The organism is Ruegeria marisrubri (assembly GCF_001507595.1).
Classification (GTDB): domain Bacteria; phylum Pseudomonadota; class Alphaproteobacteria; order Rhodobacterales; family Rhodobacteraceae; genus Ruegeria; species Ruegeria marisrubri.
In genome coordinates, this window is the sequence record NZ_LQBQ01000001.1 from 323,241 (window position 1) to 340,220 (window position 16,980).

11 protein-coding genes are annotated in these 16,980 nt (G+C 63.3%); 6 read left to right on the forward strand and 5 right to left on the reverse strand.

Translation table 11 applies throughout. The features are described 5' to 3' along the window. Nucleotides 1-34: 34 nt before the first annotated feature. The 3 genes from AVO45_RS01560 to AVO45_RS01570 form a co-directional block, all read right to left on the reverse strand. On the reverse strand, nt 35-4,225 hold the full coding sequence (locus AVO45_RS01560) for a response regulator (protein WP_068343764.1): 4,191 nt from the start codon (nt 4,223-4,225) through the stop codon (nt 35-37). 47 nt (nt 4,226-4,272) lie between these two features. Further along, nucleotides 4,273-5,922, reverse strand: coding sequence for a Glu/Leu/Phe/Val dehydrogenase dimerization domain-containing protein (locus tag AVO45_RS01565; protein WP_068343766.1), 1,650 nt, complete (start codon nt 5,920-5,922; stop codon nt 4,273-4,275). A 235-nt stretch (nt 5,923-6,157) separates the two neighbouring features. Continuing rightward, complete coding sequence (locus tag AVO45_RS01570) at nt 6,158-6,820, reverse strand: TetR family transcriptional regulator C-terminal domain-containing protein (protein WP_068343769.1); 663 nt, start codon at nt 6,818-6,820, stop codon at nt 6,158-6,160. 178 nt (nt 6,821-6,998) lie between these two features. Between AVO45_RS01570 and AVO45_RS01575 the strand changes: the two genes are divergently transcribed. The 6 genes from AVO45_RS01575 (at nt 6,999) to AVO45_RS01600 (ending at nt 14,616) form a co-directional block, all read left to right on the forward strand. Continuing rightward, the gene (locus AVO45_RS01575) at nt 6,999-7,862 is read left to right on the forward strand and encodes an ABC transporter permease (protein ID WP_068343809.1); all 864 of its coding nucleotides are present in this window, start codon (nt 6,999-7,001) and stop codon (nt 7,860-7,862) included. Next, nucleotides 7,859-8,653, forward strand: coding sequence for an ABC transporter permease (locus AVO45_RS01580; protein WP_068343812.1), 795 nt, complete (start codon nt 7,859-7,861; stop codon nt 8,651-8,653). The genes AVO45_RS01575 and AVO45_RS01580 overlap by 4 nt, the downstream gene beginning before the upstream one ends. A 16-nt stretch (nt 8,654-8,669) precedes the next feature. Next, nucleotides 8,670-9,770 (forward strand): ABC transporter ATP-binding protein, encoded by a 1,101-nt coding sequence (locus tag AVO45_RS01585; RefSeq protein WP_068343815.1) that lies wholly within the window; start codon nt 8,670-8,672, stop codon nt 9,768-9,770. A 19-nt stretch (nt 9,771-9,789) separates the two neighbouring features. After that, on the forward strand, nt 9,790-10,848 hold the full coding sequence (locus AVO45_RS01590) for an ABC transporter substrate-binding protein (RefSeq protein ID WP_068343817.1): 1,059 nt from the start codon (nt 9,790-9,792) through the stop codon (nt 10,846-10,848). Nucleotides 10,849-10,934: 86 nt separating this feature from the next. Further along, nucleotides 10,935-13,064 carry an oxidoreductase gene (locus tag AVO45_RS01595; RefSeq protein WP_082688619.1) on the forward strand — a complete coding sequence of 710 codons (2,130 nt, stop codon included), beginning with the start codon at nt 10,935-10,937 and terminating at the stop codon, nt 13,062-13,064. Beyond that, entirely contained in the window at nt 13,048-14,616 is a 1,569-nt protein-coding gene (locus AVO45_RS01600) for a trimethylamine methyltransferase family protein (RefSeq protein ID WP_068343821.1), read from the forward strand. The genes AVO45_RS01595 and AVO45_RS01600 overlap by 17 nt, the downstream gene beginning before the upstream one ends. A 117-nt stretch (nt 14,617-14,733) precedes the next feature. Here the strand turns inward: AVO45_RS01600 and AVO45_RS01605 are convergent, their stop codons facing one another. Next, the gene (locus tag AVO45_RS01605) at nt 14,734-15,903 is read right to left on the reverse strand and encodes an ABC transporter substrate-binding protein (RefSeq protein WP_068343823.1); all 1,170 of its coding nucleotides are present in this window, start codon (nt 15,901-15,903) and stop codon (nt 14,734-14,736) included. A gap of 12 nt (nt 15,904-15,915) precedes the next feature. Further along, nucleotides 15,916-16,980, reverse strand: coding sequence for a branched-chain amino acid ABC transporter permease (locus AVO45_RS01610; protein WP_068343826.1), 1,065 nt, complete (start codon nt 16,978-16,980; stop codon nt 15,916-15,918).

Consider the following 16,980-nt stretch of genomic DNA (forward strand, 5'->3'; position numbering starts at 1 on the left):
GAGGTGCCGGCGGATGGCCCGCTGCCCTCGGGTTCTACCGGGAACGGGACAGAATTGTCTCCAAGACCGCCGTGCAGCGGTTCAGTTCCTCTTCCAGATCGCGCTGGGCTGGCGGAATCTCGTCAAGTTTGCCGTCGCGCCCGAGGTTTTCCAGGCGTAGCGCCGCCTGTGCCGCTGGAAATGCGCCGACGACGTTGGCGGAGCCTTTCAGCGTGTGCGCGGCGCGGCGCAATTCCTGCGCATCCCCGCTCTGACGGGCCGTTTCGATTGCATCGACCATTTTGGGAAGTTCGGCCAAGAACATTTCGGCCATTTCCCGCAAGAGGCCTTCGTCCCCCAGCCGATCCAGAGCTTCCCGCCAGTTGACGGGATCCGCTGCAGCATCCTCAGCGGTTTCTGGCGCCTTTTCTTCCGGCGCTCCGGCCGCTTCAGGTGGCGCCCGTGACGGTTCAGAGGGCGAGCGGGCGGGTTCAGGCGCCTCTGCGGTGGATTCGGGCGGCAATGGTGCATTCCGGCTGACGACCTCTTCGACCACGCGCAGAAGTTCTTCGGCGCGGAAGGGCTTGCCGACGAAATCATCCATGCCGGCTTTGGCGCAACGTTGTCTGTCCGCCGGCGTGACGCTGGCGGTGCAGGCCACGATGGGTATGCGGCGGCCGCCCTGGGCGCGTTCGCGGGCGCGGATCGCCTCGGTTGCCGTCACGCCATCCATGATCGGCATGTGCATGTCCATCAGGACGATGTCGTAGTCCCTGTGGGCGGTTGCATCGACGGCCTCCTGCCCATTCTCGGCGACCTCCACGGTGTGGCCGCGGCGGCTCAGAAGGTCGATGGCGACCTTCTGGTTGACCAGCCCGTCCTCTGCCAGAAGGATTTTCAGGGGGCGGCTGGTGATGCCTGCGGTCGCCGAGGCGGCAGGCGTCAGTTTGCGCGCGGCGGACCCGATTGCGTTCAACACGGCGTTCAACAGGTCGGACTGCTTGACCGGCTTGACCAGCAGCCGGTGAATGTCCAGTTCCCGAAGCCGGTCCTCCATTCCGCCATAGCCGGTGGACGACATCAGAAGGATGCGCGTGGCATCAAGGGCGGGGCGCTTTCGGATTTCCCGGGCCAGACCGACCCCGTCCATCTCGGGCATCATCATGTCAAGCAGGGCAAGCCGCGGCGGCGCCCCTTCGCGGATCATCGTATCCAGACGCTCGAGCGCGCTGGCGGCGTCCTTGGCGAGGATGGGCGCCATCCCCCAATTTTCGAGAACCTCGGCGAGGATCCGGCGGTTCGTTTCATTGTCATCGACCACCAGAACCGGCATGCCGCGCAATTCGCGGGGCACGGCGGCGCGGGGCAGGTCGTCTTCGCTGGCAAGGCCCAGTTCGACGGTGAACGAGAACTTGCTGCCTTTCCCGGGGGTGCTTTCGAGCGTCATCCCCGAGCCCATCTTTCGGGCCAGTTGAGAGGCGATCGCCAGACCCAGCCCAGTGCCGCCATAGCGTCGCGTCGTCGAGGTGTCGGCCTGTCCGAAGGCTTCGAAGATCCGTTCCTGTTGTTCCTTGGGAATGCCGATGCCGGTGTCGCGCACTTCGACTTCAAGAACGATGCCGCTGTCGTTTCGATCAACCAGCCGGGTGTCCACCACGACCTCGCCGTTGTCGGTGAACTTGATGGCGTTGCCGACGAGGTTGACGATGATCTGCCGCAGCCGCGTCGGATCGCCGACCACGCGGTCCGGGACCTCGGGTGGAATGTGGTGGGCCAGCTCCAGCCCCTTTTCCCCGGCGCGCATCGTCAGCGTCTGCAGCGTATCGCCCAGCAGGTCGCGCAGCCGGAAGGGAACGGACTCCAATTCCAGCCGACCGGCCTCGATCTTGGAGAAATCCAGGATGTCATTGATGAGATCGAGCAGCGTATCACCCGAGCGCATGATGATCTGGGCATACTCTCTCTGCTGCTGCGTGAGATCGGTTCCGCACAGCAATTCGGCCATGCCGATCACGCCATTGAGCGGGGTGCGGATTTCGTGGCTCATGTTGGCAAGGAATTCGCTTTTCGCCACGCTGGCCTGTAGCGCCGCGTCGCGGGCCTTTTCCAGCTCTTCATGAGATCGGCGCAGTTCTTCGGTCCGTTGCTCAAGCTCGGCGGTGCGTTCGGCCACCAGTTCCTCCAGATGGTTCCGGTGTTCCTGCAATTCGGTGATGTCGGTATAGGCGCAGACGGTGCCGCCATCGCGGGTCTTGCGCTCGCTGATCCAGATCCACCGGCCGGTCGTGTGCTCGATCGCGAATGGCTTGCCGGGGTTGCGGTGCAAGTCCAGACGTTTTTCGATCCAATCCTCTTCGGTCTCATCGCCGGTGGACAGCAGCCCGGCATCGAAGGCCGCATGCAGGACCTCGTCGAACGTCATCCCCGGTTCCAGCCTTGTGCCTTCGGGGTAGAACTTTTCCTTGAAGTTCGAGTTGAACAGAACCAGCCGGTCCTGCGCGTCGTACAGAACGAAGCCTTCTTCGACGGACTCGATGGCGTCGATCAGTTGAGTCCGGGCGAATTCGGCTCTTGCGCGGGCCTCCTGAACCTCGGCCTCGGCGCGCTGGCGCGCGACCACGACACCCAACTGCACCCCGATCTGGGCCATGACATCTAGAAGCTGGGGGTTTTCCTCTTCGACTTCGCTGGAGAAGAACTCCATCACCGCGACTACATGGCCGTCGGTCTTGACCGGGAAACCGGCGCCGGTCTTTACCCCGATTTCCTTGGCCATGCTGGCCCGTGGGAAATTCGGGTCGCGGTTCACGTCGGGAATCCAGGCGGGCTCACCGCTCTCAAAAACCCGGCCGGGCAAGCCCACACCGGCGGCGAAACGGGTCTTTTGCGTGACTTCGTGGAATACCCTGAACGCCTCAGGATCCTGCAGATGCCACACGTCCGAGGGGGCCAGATCGCCCTGTTCCTCGTCCAGAAGGTAGACATGGCCCACGGGCCAGCCGGTCAAGGTGCAGATTTCGTCCACGGCCACCCGAAAGGCCGCCTCGATGCTGTCCGCTTCGTTGGCCGCGCGGGTGATGGCCTGGTTGCATCTCAGGAAGGCCGTGCTTTCCCTGAGTGACGCCTCTGCTCGGGTCCGTTCGACGATCTGCCGTGTCAGCGAAGCGAGGAATGCGACCAGGATCACCGTGACCGCCATCCCGCCTGCCAGCGTGATCGTGGCATCCGATATCAGTTGAGGCCGGTAGTAGCCTTGGCCCGGAACCGCGAGGAACGTCCATTTCCGGCCAAGGATGTCGAAATCCTCCAAGTGGCTGATCTCGGACGAGGCCGCCAGTTCGTCCAGGACCTGCGGGGCGCGAGCAACTGCACCGTCTTGCGGCGCGCCCGAGGCCGCGAAACTCGTTCCGCTTTCCGTATCGAACAGGTGGATCTCGATTTTGTCCTGAGGAAAGTGTTCCAGAGTGTCGCTCAGGACATCGCCGACCCGCAAGGTGATCGCCACGATCCCTTTCAACTGCTTTTGCTGCAACGTTTGCCCGGCCCTGCCGAAATAGGGGGCAACGATTGCCACACGGGGTTGATCCCCGTCCATCCCCGGCATCCTGACCGGGGCGGTGACCGCGGCCGACCCGCCGTCGCGCGCATGCCTGATCGCCCTGAGCATGACGGGGTCCGAGGCCAGATCATACCCCAGCGCCTCGCGGGTGGAGCTTCGGCGGGATTCGACGAAGAAGACCGGGAAATGCATGTCTCTGACCTGCGGCGCTACGCGCTGTCCCTCCGCCGTCAATTCGTAAACTTCGTACCGGTCGTCCAGTTGGGCGCGTCCGAGATTTTCCCAAAAGGCAATCAGGTTGTTGGGCACGCTTGGCGCGTAAAGGGCGACCTCGACGTTGGGAAGATCGTTCAGGAAAGGCTGAGAGAAAACATGGAATTCGCTGCGTTCGACAGACCGCGAACTGGCATAGAGGCCGTTCAGCGCCTTGATCATCGACACGCCCTGCAGGATCTGTCGTTTCACGGCCTCGATGCGGCGTGCGGCAACACGATCAAACTCGGCGACGGCGGTGTCGTGCTCTTCCTTCAGCAGCGCCTGCCAGACGATCAGCGTCAGGGCCAGGCTGAGCAGGCCCACGGCGCAGATGAGCCACACCCGCCCGCGCAAAAGGATCCAGTTGACCAGAGACGTTCCCTTCCGCTCGGCAGAGCGGGGCAGTCTGGAGGTTTCACTCGGTCTCGCCATCGGGTCAGTCTCCCTGAACCGTGGGGGTCTTCAGCGGGTTGGCCTGCCTATGGGAACACACCCCGCAGCAACTTGGCCTCGGTCACGCGCTGCACGCCTTCGACCAGCGCCGCCGTGCGCATGTCGATCCCGTCCTTTGCTGCGCGCGCCACCGTGCGGTCGAACGCGTCGAGCATGATCTGCTTGAGGCGGCCGTTGATCTCGTCCAACGTCCAGGTCAGGTTCTGCGTGCCCTGAACCCACTCGAAATAGGATACCGTGACGCCCCCCGCGTTCCCCAGAACGTCGGGCACGATCATGATGCCCTTTTCGTTCAAGGTTTCGTCGGCTTCCAGAGATGTCGGGCCGTTGGCCCCCTCGGCCAGGATCTTGCAGTCGATCCGGTCCGCGTTCTCGGCGGTCACCTGGTTTTGCAACGCGGCCAGGGCCAGCACGTCGCATTTCGTTTCCAGCAGCTCGGCATTGGTCAGATGGTCGGCCTCGGGGTAGTCCTTGAGAACCCGGTTCTCCGCGACATAATCCATCAGCGACCGGATCGAGAGGCCGTTGGGATTGTAGAGACCGGTCGAGACATCGCTGACGGCGATGACCTTGGCGCCTGCCTCTTCCAGAAACTTCGCGGTGAAGCTGCCGACATTGCCGAACCCCTGTACCACGGCCGGCGCGCCGTTCAGGTCCAGTCCGGTGTGCCGCGCCGCGGCCTCGATCATGTAGACCAGCCCGCGGCCCGTCGCCTCGCGGCGTCCCAGCGATCCGCCCAGAACCACCGGCTTGCCGGTGACCACCGTGGGAACCGTGTAGCCGACCTGCTGGCTGTAGGTGTCCATCATCCACGCCATGACCTGTTCGTTGGTCCCCATGTCGGGGGCGGGGATGTCCTTGTCCGGGCCGATGAATTCAATGATTTCGGCAGTATAGCGCCGTGTCAGCCGCTGCAACTCGTTGCTGGACAACACGGTCGGATCGACGCGCACGCCGCCCTTGGCGCCGCCATAGGGCAGGTTCATCAGGGCGCATTTCCAGGTCATCCAGGTGGCCAGCGCCGCCACCTCGCCCAGATCCACGTCTTCGTGATAGCGCACGCCGCCCTTGGTCGGGCCCATCGTCAGCACATGCTGGACGCGGTAGCCGAACACGGTTTCCACCTGTGCCCGGTCGTCCCTGAAAAAGGGGAAGGTCACCACCTGTGTGCGCTGCGGGAACAGCAGCCGCTGGCGGATATTGTCGTCCAGACCCATGATCTGCGCCGCCTTGAGAAATTGCTGCTGCGCCAGGCGGAGCATCGGGGAATCCCACTCGGCCGTGTGGGCCCGCGCACGCGCCAGCGTGTAGCGGATGGCCCGCCCCAGGGCGACGGCGTTCAGGCTCGATTTGACCAGAAACGCGCTGGCCCCCGCTTCCACCGCGGTGGCCGCCAGTTTCAGGTCGTCCATGGCCGTCAGGATGACCACCGGAACCTCCGGAGCCGCCGTATGGACCCGGAAGAACGTCTCGAGTTCCTGGCTGTCGGGAAGCACCAGGTCGAGCAGCACCAGATCGATGCCCCCGGCGTGCAATATCGCAAGGCCGTCCGCCAGAGTCTCTGCGGACTGAAGCGTGCATCTCAGCTGCGGTTCACCCTCGATCAGACGAACGACAAGTTTGGCGTGAAGCGGGTTGTCCTCGATCAGGAGGATATTGACTGCTTGATCGGACATGTGACGTCCTTTCAGTGCGATAGCTGCTAAGCCCCTTCAATGCTGAAGCAATCTCGGGCGCCAGTCATGTGTTTCATGGTCCAATCGCCAAGTTGTGATCGAAACGGGAAGGAAAACTTGCCGCTGACGGCGCGGCGGGCAAATGGCCGACGGCGCGCCTTCAAAGCCCCGCACAGCCTTGCGGCACAGGAGTGCAAAGCTTCATGGTTTCCGAATGCCCCTCACGACCCTGAAGTCATCCATCAACCCGTTTGGATCGGCCATTGGCAATGGCGCCGTTGACGCCGAAATGCTTCGGAAAGAGCGCGCTCAGAAAGCGGAACACGACGCGAACCGACTCCTCGCGGTCGAAGATGTCGGGGTGCAACAGGTAATCCGTCCACATGCCTTCCAGCATCGCTAGCGTGCCATGGGTGGCATCCCGCGCGATATCCGCCGCCTCTGCCGCGCCGGCTTCCTGTGCGATCCTGGAAAAGGCGTCATGGACCATGTTCCGCAGCTTTGCATCGCGCGTATCGGAATAGGCGGCAATCGCGGCTCTGTTGCGGGCCTCGCCCCTGAACGCGTACCAGATGCTGACGTTCCTGCGGTTGAGAACCTCTTCGCTCAGATCCCCGCGAACGATCATCTCGATGCGCTCCTGACCGGTGTCGCCGGCCGCGTTCAGCAAGGCGTAGAGACCCTGGTAGTATTCTTCGGACGAGTGTTTCACGGCCTCGTTCAGCAGGTTGTCCTTGCCGCCGAAATGCAGGTGAATCATGCCGCGCGACAGCCCGGCGCGCTGGATGATTTCGCTGACGCTGGTTTCCGAGATTCCCTTTTCAGCCACGGAATCCAGCACCGCTTCGATCAGGGTCAGTCGATTTTTTTCTCGTGCCTGTTGGCGTTTTCCCGTCATGATGCAGGCTTTCCGTTTGAAAAATCGTTCTTTTCCGTCCGAACCACCAATCCAAAAGGCGCTTTTCCCAAGGCCGCCAAAATATGTGTTGACACAGCTTGGTGGAAAATTCCAGATTTAAATGGACGATTGTCCATTTTGGTGTGGGCGGCGATTGCAACCAGAACAGCGGTAACTCATGGCCACCATTCTCAAGTCAGAGGCCGGCAAGGGAATTGCGCTCAGCGCGCCGGCGTCGCTCTATGTCGGCTTGCTGGTGGCGGCGCCGTTGGGAATTCTGGTCGCCTACAGTTTCTGGACCCAGACCTATGTCGAGATCGACAGGACCTTCACCTGGGCGAACTACAGCGAGGCGGTAAACGACCCGCTGGTGCGGCACCTGCTGATCCGGTCGATCGCCATCGCCGGGGCGGTGACCTTTGCGACCGTGGCGCTGGCCTATCCGATCGCCTATTTCATCGCCTTCCGCACGCAGAAAAAGGCGCTGTGGCTGCTGCTGATCACGATCCCGTTCTGGAGCAGCTACCTGCTGCGGGTGTTCAGCTGGAAACTGATCCTCGGCTTCAACGGGGTGATGAACTCGGCGCTGATCTCGATCGGGGTGATCCAGGAGCCTTTGACCTTTCTGCTCTACAACGAATTCGCGGTGGTCCTGACGCTGGCCCACGCCTGGGCGCCCTTCGCGATCCTGCCGATCTATGTCTCGCTGCAAAAGATCGACCGGTCGCTGCTCGAGGCGGCGACCGATCTGGGGTGCAACCGCCTGGAGCGGTTCATTCGCGTGACGCTGCCGCTGACGGTTCCGGGCATCATCGCCTCCTGCCTGATCATCTTCATTCCGACCGTGGGTGACTATGTGACCCCGGCGCTGGTCGGCGGATCGCAGGGCAAGATGGTGGCCAACCTGATCCAGGTCCAGTTCGGGGCCGCCAACAACTGGCCGCTGGGGGCGACCCTGTCGCTGATGGCGATGGTTTCGGTCGGCATCGTCGCCATCCTGTTCGTTCTGCTCGCCACCGGCCTGGGCAGGAGGATCCGATGACCGCCGTTGCCCGCATCCCCTGGCTGCTGATCTATGCGACCGCGTATCTGATCTTTCTCTACCTGCCGGTGCTGCTGCTGCCGCTGTTTTCCTTCAACGACGGCACCATCGTGGCGTTTCCGATCAAGGGGTTCACCCTGAAATGGTACGCCCAGCTTGGCGAGCAGGAGACCCTGCTGAACGCCATGGTGAACTCTCTGATCGTGGGTTCGGTGACCGCGCTGGCGGCGACCTCACTGGGGCTGTTCGCCGCGCGCGCCTATGTGAGATACCGCTTTGCGGGGCGCGAGCTGTCCGAAGGGCTGGTGATGCTGCCGCTGGTCATTCCCGGCATCATCGTGGCCAGCTCGATGCTTGTTCTGTTCATCAGCATCGGCCTGAAGCCCTCGCTGACGACCGTGATCCTGGGCCATACCTTCGTCGCCCTGCCATTCGCTGTGTCGATCATGAAGTCGGCCTTCGACGACTTCGACCAGTCGCTCGAAGAAGCCGCCTATGACCTGGGAGAAACCGTGGTCGGCACCTTCCGCCGGGTGACCCTGCCGATCGTGGCGCCGGGTATCGTCTCAAGCCTGCTGGTGACCTTCACCGTGTCCTTCGACGAGTTCGTCCTGGCGTTTTTCCTGTCGGGCAACCAGCCGACCCTGCCGGTCTATATCTGGAGCCAGATCCGCTTTCCGGCCAAGCTGCCGAACACCCTGGCGCTGGGCTCGCTGTTGCTTATGTCCTCGGTGATCCTGCTGCTGATCGCCGAATATTTCCGCCGCCGATCCACGAAATCCACGAGCTGAGAAGAGTGCCCGAAAGATGAGCGATCAGAACATCATCGAAATCACCGGCGTCGAGAAACGCTTTGGCAGCTTCGTCGCCGTGTCCGATCTGAACCTGTCGCTGAAAGAGGGCGAGTTCTTTTCGCTGCTGGGGCCGTCGGGCTGCGGCAAAACCACGGCGCTGCGGATGATCGCGGGCTTTCAGGATTATGAAAAGGGCGAGATCCGCATCGGCGGCCAACTGATGGAGGACATTCCGGCCAACAAGCGGCCAACGAACATGGTGTTCCAGTCCTACGCGATCTTTCCGCATCTGGACGTGGGCGACAACGTGGGCTTTGGCCTGCGCAAGCTGGGCCTGTCGCGCAAGGAGATGCGCGAACGTGTGTCCGAGGCGCTGGAGATGGTCGAACTGGGCGGGCTGGAACGGCGCAAGGCCAGCGAGCTTTCGGGCGGCCAGCGGCAGCGGGTGGCACTGGCGCGGGCGCTGGTGATGCGGCCCAAGGTGCTGCTGTTGGACGAGCCGCTGTCGGCGCTCGACAAGAAGCTGCGTGAAAACATGCAGCTTGAAATGCGCCGGCTACAGCAGAAACTCGGCATCACCTTCGTGATGGTCACCCACGACCAGTACGAGGCGATGACGATGTCGGACCGGATCGGTGTGATGTTCGCGGGCCAACTCAAGCAGGTGGACCGGCCCGAGCAGCTCTATGCGCGGCCCTGCAACCGCGAGGTGGCGGCCTTCATCGGCGGCATGAATTTTCTCAACGCCAGGGTCACGGGCGAAAACGGCGACACCCTGTCCGTCGATGTGGACGGGTTCGGGCCGCTGGTCGTTCAGAAAAACCCGAATGTCCTGGCCAGTGGCACCGACATACTGGTCGGGATCCGGCCCGAACAGCTTGAGATCGGGGCGAAACAGCCGGACGGCTATGACGCCTATCTGCAGGGAACGATCTCGGACGTCGCCTTCTATGGCGAGAGCGTCCACTACTATGTCCGATGCGAGGGCCTGGACGATGCGATCGTCGTCGCGGTTCCCAACTATTTCCACACGGTCGATCACAAACCGGGTGAGCCGGTCTGGCTGGGGGTTCAGAACGCCTCGGTGATCGATCTGGGCGCGCGCGAGCAATAATTTTCAGGGAGGAAGGAAAATGAAACTCAAAACCAGCACGATACTCGGGGCACTTGCCATAACTGGCTTGGCGACCTCGGCGCTGGCCGATGCGGCCGACCTGCAGGTCTTTGACTGGTCCGGTTACGAGGATCCGGGCTTTTTCGGCGCGTATGTCGAGAAATACGGCGGCCCGCCCAGCTATACCTATTTCGGCAGCCAGGAAGAGGCCTTCACCAAGCTTCAGTCGGGCTTCGAGGCCGATCTGGCACACCCCTGCAGCGACGCGGTGCGCAAATGGGTCGCGGCGGACCTGTTGCAGCCGATCGACACCTCCAAGCTGACCAACTGGGACAAGCTGCTGCCGCAGATCAAGGAGGTGGACGGGATCACCATCGACGGCACCACCTACATGGTGCCCTTTGAATGGGGCAATACCGGCCTGATCTATCGCACCGACATGATCTCGGGCGATGACATTTCGCTGCAGTTGCTGGCCGATCCGGCCTATCAGGGCAAGATCGCCATTCCGGACGCGGCCTCCAGCGCCTATGCCCTGGCCGCGCTGGCGACCGGCGTGTCCAGCTACACCGACATGAGCGACGAGGAGTTCCAGAAGGCGTCGGACTTCCTGCGCGCGATCCATCCGAACGTGCGGTTCTACTGGTCGGATGCGGGTCAGCTGGATCAGGCCCTTGCAAGCGGCGAGGTCGAGATGGGCTGGGGCTGGAACCAGTCGGAACTGAACCTGATCTGGAATGAAACGCCGGCTGTGATGATGCGCGACGTGAACAAGGGCATTGCCACCTGGGTCTGCGGATACGTGCATCTGAAATCGTCCAAGCAGCCGGTCGAACAGGTCTATGACATGCTCAACGCCCTGACGTCCGAGGCCAGCGGCAAATACATCATCGAAAGCTGGGGCTACGCGCATTCCAACGCCGATGCGTTCAAGAGCGCGGATCAGGAGCTGATCGAAACCTATGGGTTTGCCGATGTGGACAGCTTTTTCGAAGGCAGCCTGTTCTTCGATGCGGTGAAGCCCGAGCTCGAGGCGAAAATGCTCAAGGAGTTCGAGCGCATCAAGGCCGGGTTCTGATCTGGCCGAGCGGGGGCGCCACTCACGCTAGACCCCCGCCCGAATTTCAAAAGGCGAAATGTCAATTTTCTGGAGGAAGCGCTGCCATGTCGGGCGCTAACGGGTATTCCATTCTCTTCGAGCCGGTCCGGATCGGCCCGGTGACGGCGCGCAACCGGTTCTACCAGGTGCCGCATTGCAACGGGCTGGGGCATCTGCGCCCGCAGGCCGAGGCGGCCATGCGCGCCATGAAGGCCGAGGGCGGCTGGGCCGTCGTGTCCACGCAGGAAACCGAGATCCACCCGACCTCCGACCTGTCGCCATACGCGGAGAACCGCATCTGGGACGAACGCGACCTGCCGGCGCTGCGCCTGATGACGGAGGGTGTCCATGAAAAGGGGGCGCTGGCGGCGATCCAGCTGGCCCATAACGGTCACCACGCGCAGAACCACCTGACCCGCGCGCCGGTGCTGGCGCCCTCGGACATGTCGCTCGAGACGCCTTACCCCAAGCAGGCCCGCGCGATGGACAAGTCCGACATCCGCGAGTTCCGGAAATGGCACCGTGACGCGGCCCTGCGCGCCCGCGATGCGGGGTTTGACATCATCTATGTCTATGCCGGCCACCACATGACCCTGCCGCAGCATTTCCTGCTGCCGCAGTTCAATGACCGCTCGGACGAGTATGGCGGCTCGCTGGAAAACCGCGCGCGGCTGATGCGCGAGCTGCTGGAGGAAACGAAAGAGGCCGTGGGCGATACCTGCGCGGTGGCGCTGCGCTTTGCGGTGGACGAGATGATGGGGGGCGACGGCATGCAGGCGCATGAGGAAGGCCGCGCCGTCGTCGAGATGCTGTCCGAGTTGCCCGATCTTTGGGACGTGAACGTCGCCGACTGGAGCAATGACAGCCAGACCACCCGGTTCCAGCCGCAGGACGGCTTTCAGACTGACTACATCAAATTCGTCAAGCAGGTGACCTCCAAGCCCGTGGTGGCCGTCGGGCGGCTCAACTCGCCCGACCTGATGGTGTCGATGGTCCGCAAGAGGATCGTGGATTTCATCGGTGCTGCCCGGCCCTCGATCGCCGACCCGTTCCTGCCGAAAAAGATCGAGGAGGGGCGCATCGACGAGATCCGAGAATGCATCGGCTGCAATATCTGCGTTTCGTCCGACACGCTGGGCATCCCGATCCGCTGCACCCAGAACCCCACCATGGGCGAGGAGTGGCGGCGCAAATGGCACCCCGAGATCATCGCACCGAAGGGCAGGGAAGAGGCGGCGCTGGTGGTCGGGGCAGGTCCGGCCGGGCTGGAATGCGCCATGCAGCTTGCGCGCCGTGGCTACGAGGTGACGCTGGCCGAGGCGTCCCCGGAGTTGGGCGGCCGTGTGCCGCGCGAGGCCTCGCTGCTGGGTCTTTCCGCGTGGAAGCGGGTCTCGGATCACCGCGTCTACGACCTTCAGCAGCGCGGCAATGTGCAAATGTTCACCGACAGCCGGTTGAGCGCCTCTGACGTTGTCGAGCTAGGTATCCCGAATGTCTTCGTCGCCACCGGCTCGCACTGGCGCCGCGACGGGCGCGGGCGGACGGCCAAGCGCGGGGTCGAGATCGCGGCCGGCATGACCGTCCTGACGCCGGATGACATCATGGACGGGACCGTGCCGCCGCAAGGGCCGGTTCTGATCTATGACGACGATCAGGGCTATATCGGCGGTGTGCTGGCCGAGCAGTTGGCCGAGGCAGGGCACGAGGTCATCTTCGCAACGCCTGCGGCGGTCGTCTCGCCCTTCACCGAACTGACGCTGGAACAATCCCGCGTTCAGCGCAGCCTGATCGAGCGTGGGGTGCGCATCGTTCCCCTGCATCGGTTGGCGCGCGTCGGTGCGGAACATGGCGAATTGTCCTGCGTTTACAGCGACAAGCCGCAGAGAGTTGACTGTGCCAGCGTCCTGATGGTGACCGAGCGCCAGCGCAATACCAGCCTTTTCGAAGACTTGCGGCAGTTGCCGGATGCGCCGCTGCGCACGTTGGAACTGATCGGGGATGCCGCCAATCCGGGTCTCATTGCCGATGCCGTTTACGCCGGGCACATGGCCGCCCGGAATTTCGAGCGCGACCCGGCCGAAGTCGCCCAGGACATCTATCGCCGGGAAATCATTTCCCTCGAAACCGCACCGGGCCAAGGGCGCGGCGCTCGCTACAACACCAGACCGGAGTTCGAACATGTCGGAAACAACTGAACGCAGAGTGCGGCGGCGGGGCGGCGGACGCGAGGCCCGGGCCGCGGTGCGCACCAGCAATGCCGCCTCGCAGGCGATCTGGCCTGGCATTCCGGGCGGACGCTACAAGCCGCTGTCCGACGTGGACATGGCGCGTATCCATGACGCTGCGTTGACGATCCTCGAACGTACAGGGGTCGGTGATCCGATCCCGGAACTGCTGGATCTGGTGCTGCCCAAGGGGGCGACGCTGAACGAACACGGGCGGCTGTGCTTTCCGCGCGCCCTGACCGAGGACATGCTGGCACAGGCCGCCAGCGAGTTCTACGTCCACGCCCGCGGCTCGCGCGCGGGCAAGGACGACATGCACTGCACCAAGGAAAAGGTCTATTACGCCAATTCTGGCACGGCGGTGACGACCTTTGATGCGGAAACCCGCAGCTATCGCCCCTCGACCCTCAAGGATATCTACGACTTCACCCGGCTGGTGGACAGGCTCGACAACATCCACATGCTGGGCGACACCGTGCTGGCGACTGACGTGCCCGAGGATTACCAGCACGACATGAGCATGGTCTATTCCATGCTGGCCGCCAGCGAGAAACCCGCCTGCCTGACCTTCCGCACGCGCGAGCACATCAAGCCCGCGATCGAGCTGTTCGACATGGCCTCGGGGGGCGAGGGCAGTTTCCTCAAGAAACCTTCGGTGATCTTCGGTGGCTGCCCCATCGTGTCGCCGCTGCGCTTCGGGCGTGAAAACCTGGAAATCCTGATCGACACCGCCAGGATGGGGCTGGTGGCCGATCTGGCGGTGCCGCCGCAGGCCGGGGCGACGTCTCCTGCGCCGCTGGCCGGCACGCTCGCGCAGGCGGTGGCGGAGACGCTGTCCTGCGTGGTGATAGCCAACCTCATCAATCCCGGCGTGCCCGTGGTGTTTGCCGCCTGGCCCTTCATCACCGACCTGCGCACCGGCTCGTTCACCGGCGGCAGCGGCGAGCAGGCCCTGATCTCGGCCGCCGCGATCCAGATGGGCAATTTCTACAACCTGCCCACCAGCGTCGGCTGCGGCATGACGGATTCGAAAATCCCCGACGCGCAATACGGGTTGGAAAAGGCGCTGACCTTTGCGCTGGCGGCCCATGCCGGGGCCAACAGGCTGTGCGAATTCGGCGGCATGATGGGCAGCCTGATGGGTTGCAGTTTTGAATCGATGGTGGTCGACAATGAGGCGGCGGGCATGATCTCGCGCACCCTGCGCGGTATCGAGGTCAGTGATGACACCCTGTCGGTGGACGTGATCCATGACTGCGCGGTCGATCCGGGGCACTTCCTTGGCAACCCTCAGACGCTGCAATACATGGAGACCGAGTATGTCTATCCCAACCTGATGGATCGGGAGTTGACCGACACCTGGGAAAAGGCGGGCAAGCAGGACCTGTTCGAGCGCAGCCGGGGCGTGGTGAAGGACATCCTTTCAAGCCATTATCCCAACTATTTCGGCAGCAAGCTGGACGAGGAAATCCGCCGCAAGTTCCCGATCATGCTGCCGAAAGAGGCGATGCGGGCTGCCTAGCGGCGTACCTTTCCCGACTGGTGGGACAAGAGCGGAGCGACCGCCACGCCGAAGGCAACGACAAGACGCCCTTCTTTCCAGAAGAAGGGCGTCGTGATGGTCAGTTTTGACGTGAAATCAGTTCAACAGCACGTCCAGCGGAACGGGCTGACTGATCGTCCAGCTGTCAACTGCCGCCGGTTTGCCGTCGGTGATCTCGATGATCTGCATTTCCGCCGCGTTCTGGTGATGAAGCTCTTGGGAAAAGCTGCGCGGGCCAAAGGCGGTGTTCTCGCCCTTCATCTTCTCGAGTTCGGCGGTGACAGCCGCGCCATCCAGCGTGCCGGCCCGCTCGACCGCCTTGGCCCACAGGTCCATCAGGACATAGCCCGGATAGGCGTAGGAACTGGCGGGGCGGGAACCGGTCGCCTTTTCGTAGGCCACGTTGAAGGTCTCGACCTCGGGGCGCGGGTCGTCGCCATAGATCGACCCTTGCACCGGCACCACGAACCCCGACAGGTCCGGCGTGGCATCCAGCCAATAGGACCCGTCCACAGCAGATCCGTTGAGGATCAAAGAGTTGATTCCGGCCGCGCGGATCTGCCGGACCGCCGAGGCGGCGCCGGGAATGTAGGAACACAGCATGATCACGTCCGGTTCTTCCGGCAGGGCCTTGATGCGGGTGATCTGGCTGGCGATCGAAGCGTCGTCATTCTTGAAGGTGTCGCGGCCGACGATCTCCGTGCCGTCGAGTTGCGGAAACATCCAGTCGAACCCGGTGCAGATGCCCTTGTTGTATTCGATCGTCGTATCCAGCAGCACATAGCCGGTCCGGGCCTCTCGCTTGGCGTGGCTCCATTCGGCCATGGTTGCGCCCTGCACTGCGGCCAGAACCGAACCCGAGAACGAGTGCGGCCCCACGCCCTGGATACCCGCCTTGACGTCCTCGGCGCAGAGGAAGAACGACACCATGCCCTCGGTCTCGGCCGACAGCGCGGCAGGCGCGCCGAAGTCGTAGTCGCAGCTCACCACCATCATGTCGGCGCCTTCGTCGATGACCTGCAGCCCGGCGCGTGCCGATTGCTGGCGATCGGTCTTGGTGTCGGCCTCGACCCATTTGATCTGCCGGCCCAGCAGCCCGCCATTGGCGTTGATCTCGTCGATGCGGATCTTCGCGGCGGTGGCGGCGGGGGTGTCATAGGCCTCCAGCCAGCCCGATTGCGCGATGGCGAATCCGACGGTGATGTCGCTTGCCAGGGCAGGCATGGCCAGTACAGAGATGGCTGACGCCAATGCCAGTCGTTTCATGGTTGTCTCTCCTCAGTTGGTTGAAGTTGGCTCTTGCGAGAGCGGGATGCGCGGCACTGACAGCCGCAGCTTGAATTCGCGTCCGCCGGTCAGACCCGCGGGGCGCAGGATCAGGACGACGATCATCGCGACACCGATCAGGATCTCCTGGCTGCCCGAGGGCAGGGCGAACTCGGCGCCGCCCACGGTGATGCCGCGTTCGGCGCGCACCAGCAGCTCGATCAGCAGCGACAACAACAGCACCCCGGTCACGGCGCCGGACAGGCTGCCGATTCCGCCCACGACCAGCATGGCCAGCGAGATGAAGGTGATGCCGAGGTAGAAGCTGTCGGGGTTCAGAACGCCGATGGAATGACCCAGAAGCGCCCCCGAAATGCCGGTGAAAAAGGCCGAGATGACCAGCGACCAAAGCCGGTGGCGGTACATGTCGATGCCCGAGGCACGGGCGGCGACTTCATCTTCACGAGTGGCGCGCAGCGCGAGACCCGAGGCGGAATTCGCGTAGAGATTGGCCGCGACGATCGCCGCTGTCGCCCAGGCCAGCGCCACCCAATGATCGACATAGCGCGCAAGCCCGACAACCGAAGACGTCGCGCCGGTCACGCCTTCCCAGTTGGAATAGACCGTGTTGACGATGGCGAGAAAGGCGAAGGTGGCGATCGAGGCGGCAATCCCGGACAGCCGCAGGATGGCCGCGCCGGACAGCAGCGCGACAAGGGCGGCGAGCAGCCCCGAGGCGATGGCGGCGGGAAAGACCGGCCACTGGGCGTCCATCAGCCAGGGCGGAAGATCGGGCAGGAACAGCGCCTTGCTTTGCGGCTTGAGCGTCAGCCAGGCCGAGCAATAGGCGCCGATCGCCATATAGCCCGCATGACCAAAGCTGATGACACCGGAATTGCCGACGAAGATCCAGAGCCCGACCACCAGCGTCACACGGACGAGGGCCTCGGCAGCGGTGCGGGCCAGCGCCTTGTCGTCGAGGACAACCACCAGCAGGACAAAGGCGAGCAGGACGGCCGACAGGATCAGCGGCGTCGAATAGGCGGCAAGGCGGTTTTGCGCGTGTTGGGATGGCAT

Bases quoted from the DNA above. Each gene is read 5' to 3' on its own strand.
- AVO45_RS01585 (WP_068343815.1), top strand. From the start codon at position 8,670: ATGAGCGATCAGAACATCATCGAAATCACCGGCGTCGAGAAACGCTTT.
- AVO45_RS01560 (WP_068343764.1), bottom strand. From the start codon at position 4,225: ATGGCGAGACCGAGTGAAACCTCCAGACTGCCCCGCTCTGCCGAGCGG.
- AVO45_RS01590 (WP_068343817.1), top strand. From the start codon at position 9,790: ATGAAACTCAAAACCAGCACGATACTCGGGGCACTTGCCATAACTGGC.
- AVO45_RS01565 (WP_068343766.1), bottom strand. From the start codon at position 5,922: ATGTCCGATCAAGCAGTCAATATCCTCCTGATCGAGGACAACCCGCTT.
- AVO45_RS01570 (WP_068343769.1), bottom strand. From the start codon at position 6,820: ATGACGGGAAAACGCCAACAGGCACGAGAAAAAAATCGACTGACCCTG.
- AVO45_RS01595 (WP_082688619.1), top strand. From the start codon at position 10,935: ATGTCGGGCGCTAACGGGTATTCCATTCTCTTCGAGCCGGTCCGGATC.
- AVO45_RS01575 (WP_068343809.1), top strand. From the start codon at position 6,999: ATGGCCACCATTCTCAAGTCAGAGGCCGGCAAGGGAATTGCGCTCAGC.
- AVO45_RS01610 (WP_068343826.1), bottom strand. From the start codon at position 16,980: ATGCCATCCCAACACGCGCAAAACCGCCTTGCCGCCTATTCGACGCCG.
- AVO45_RS01600 (WP_068343821.1), top strand. From the start codon at position 13,048: ATGTCGGAAACAACTGAACGCAGAGTGCGGCGGCGGGGCGGCGGACGC.
- AVO45_RS01605 (WP_068343823.1), bottom strand. From the start codon at position 15,903: ATGAAACGACTGGCATTGGCGTCAGCCATCTCTGTACTGGCCATGCCT.
- AVO45_RS01580 (WP_068343812.1), top strand. From the start codon at position 7,859: ATGACCGCCGTTGCCCGCATCCCCTGGCTGCTGATCTATGCGACCGCG.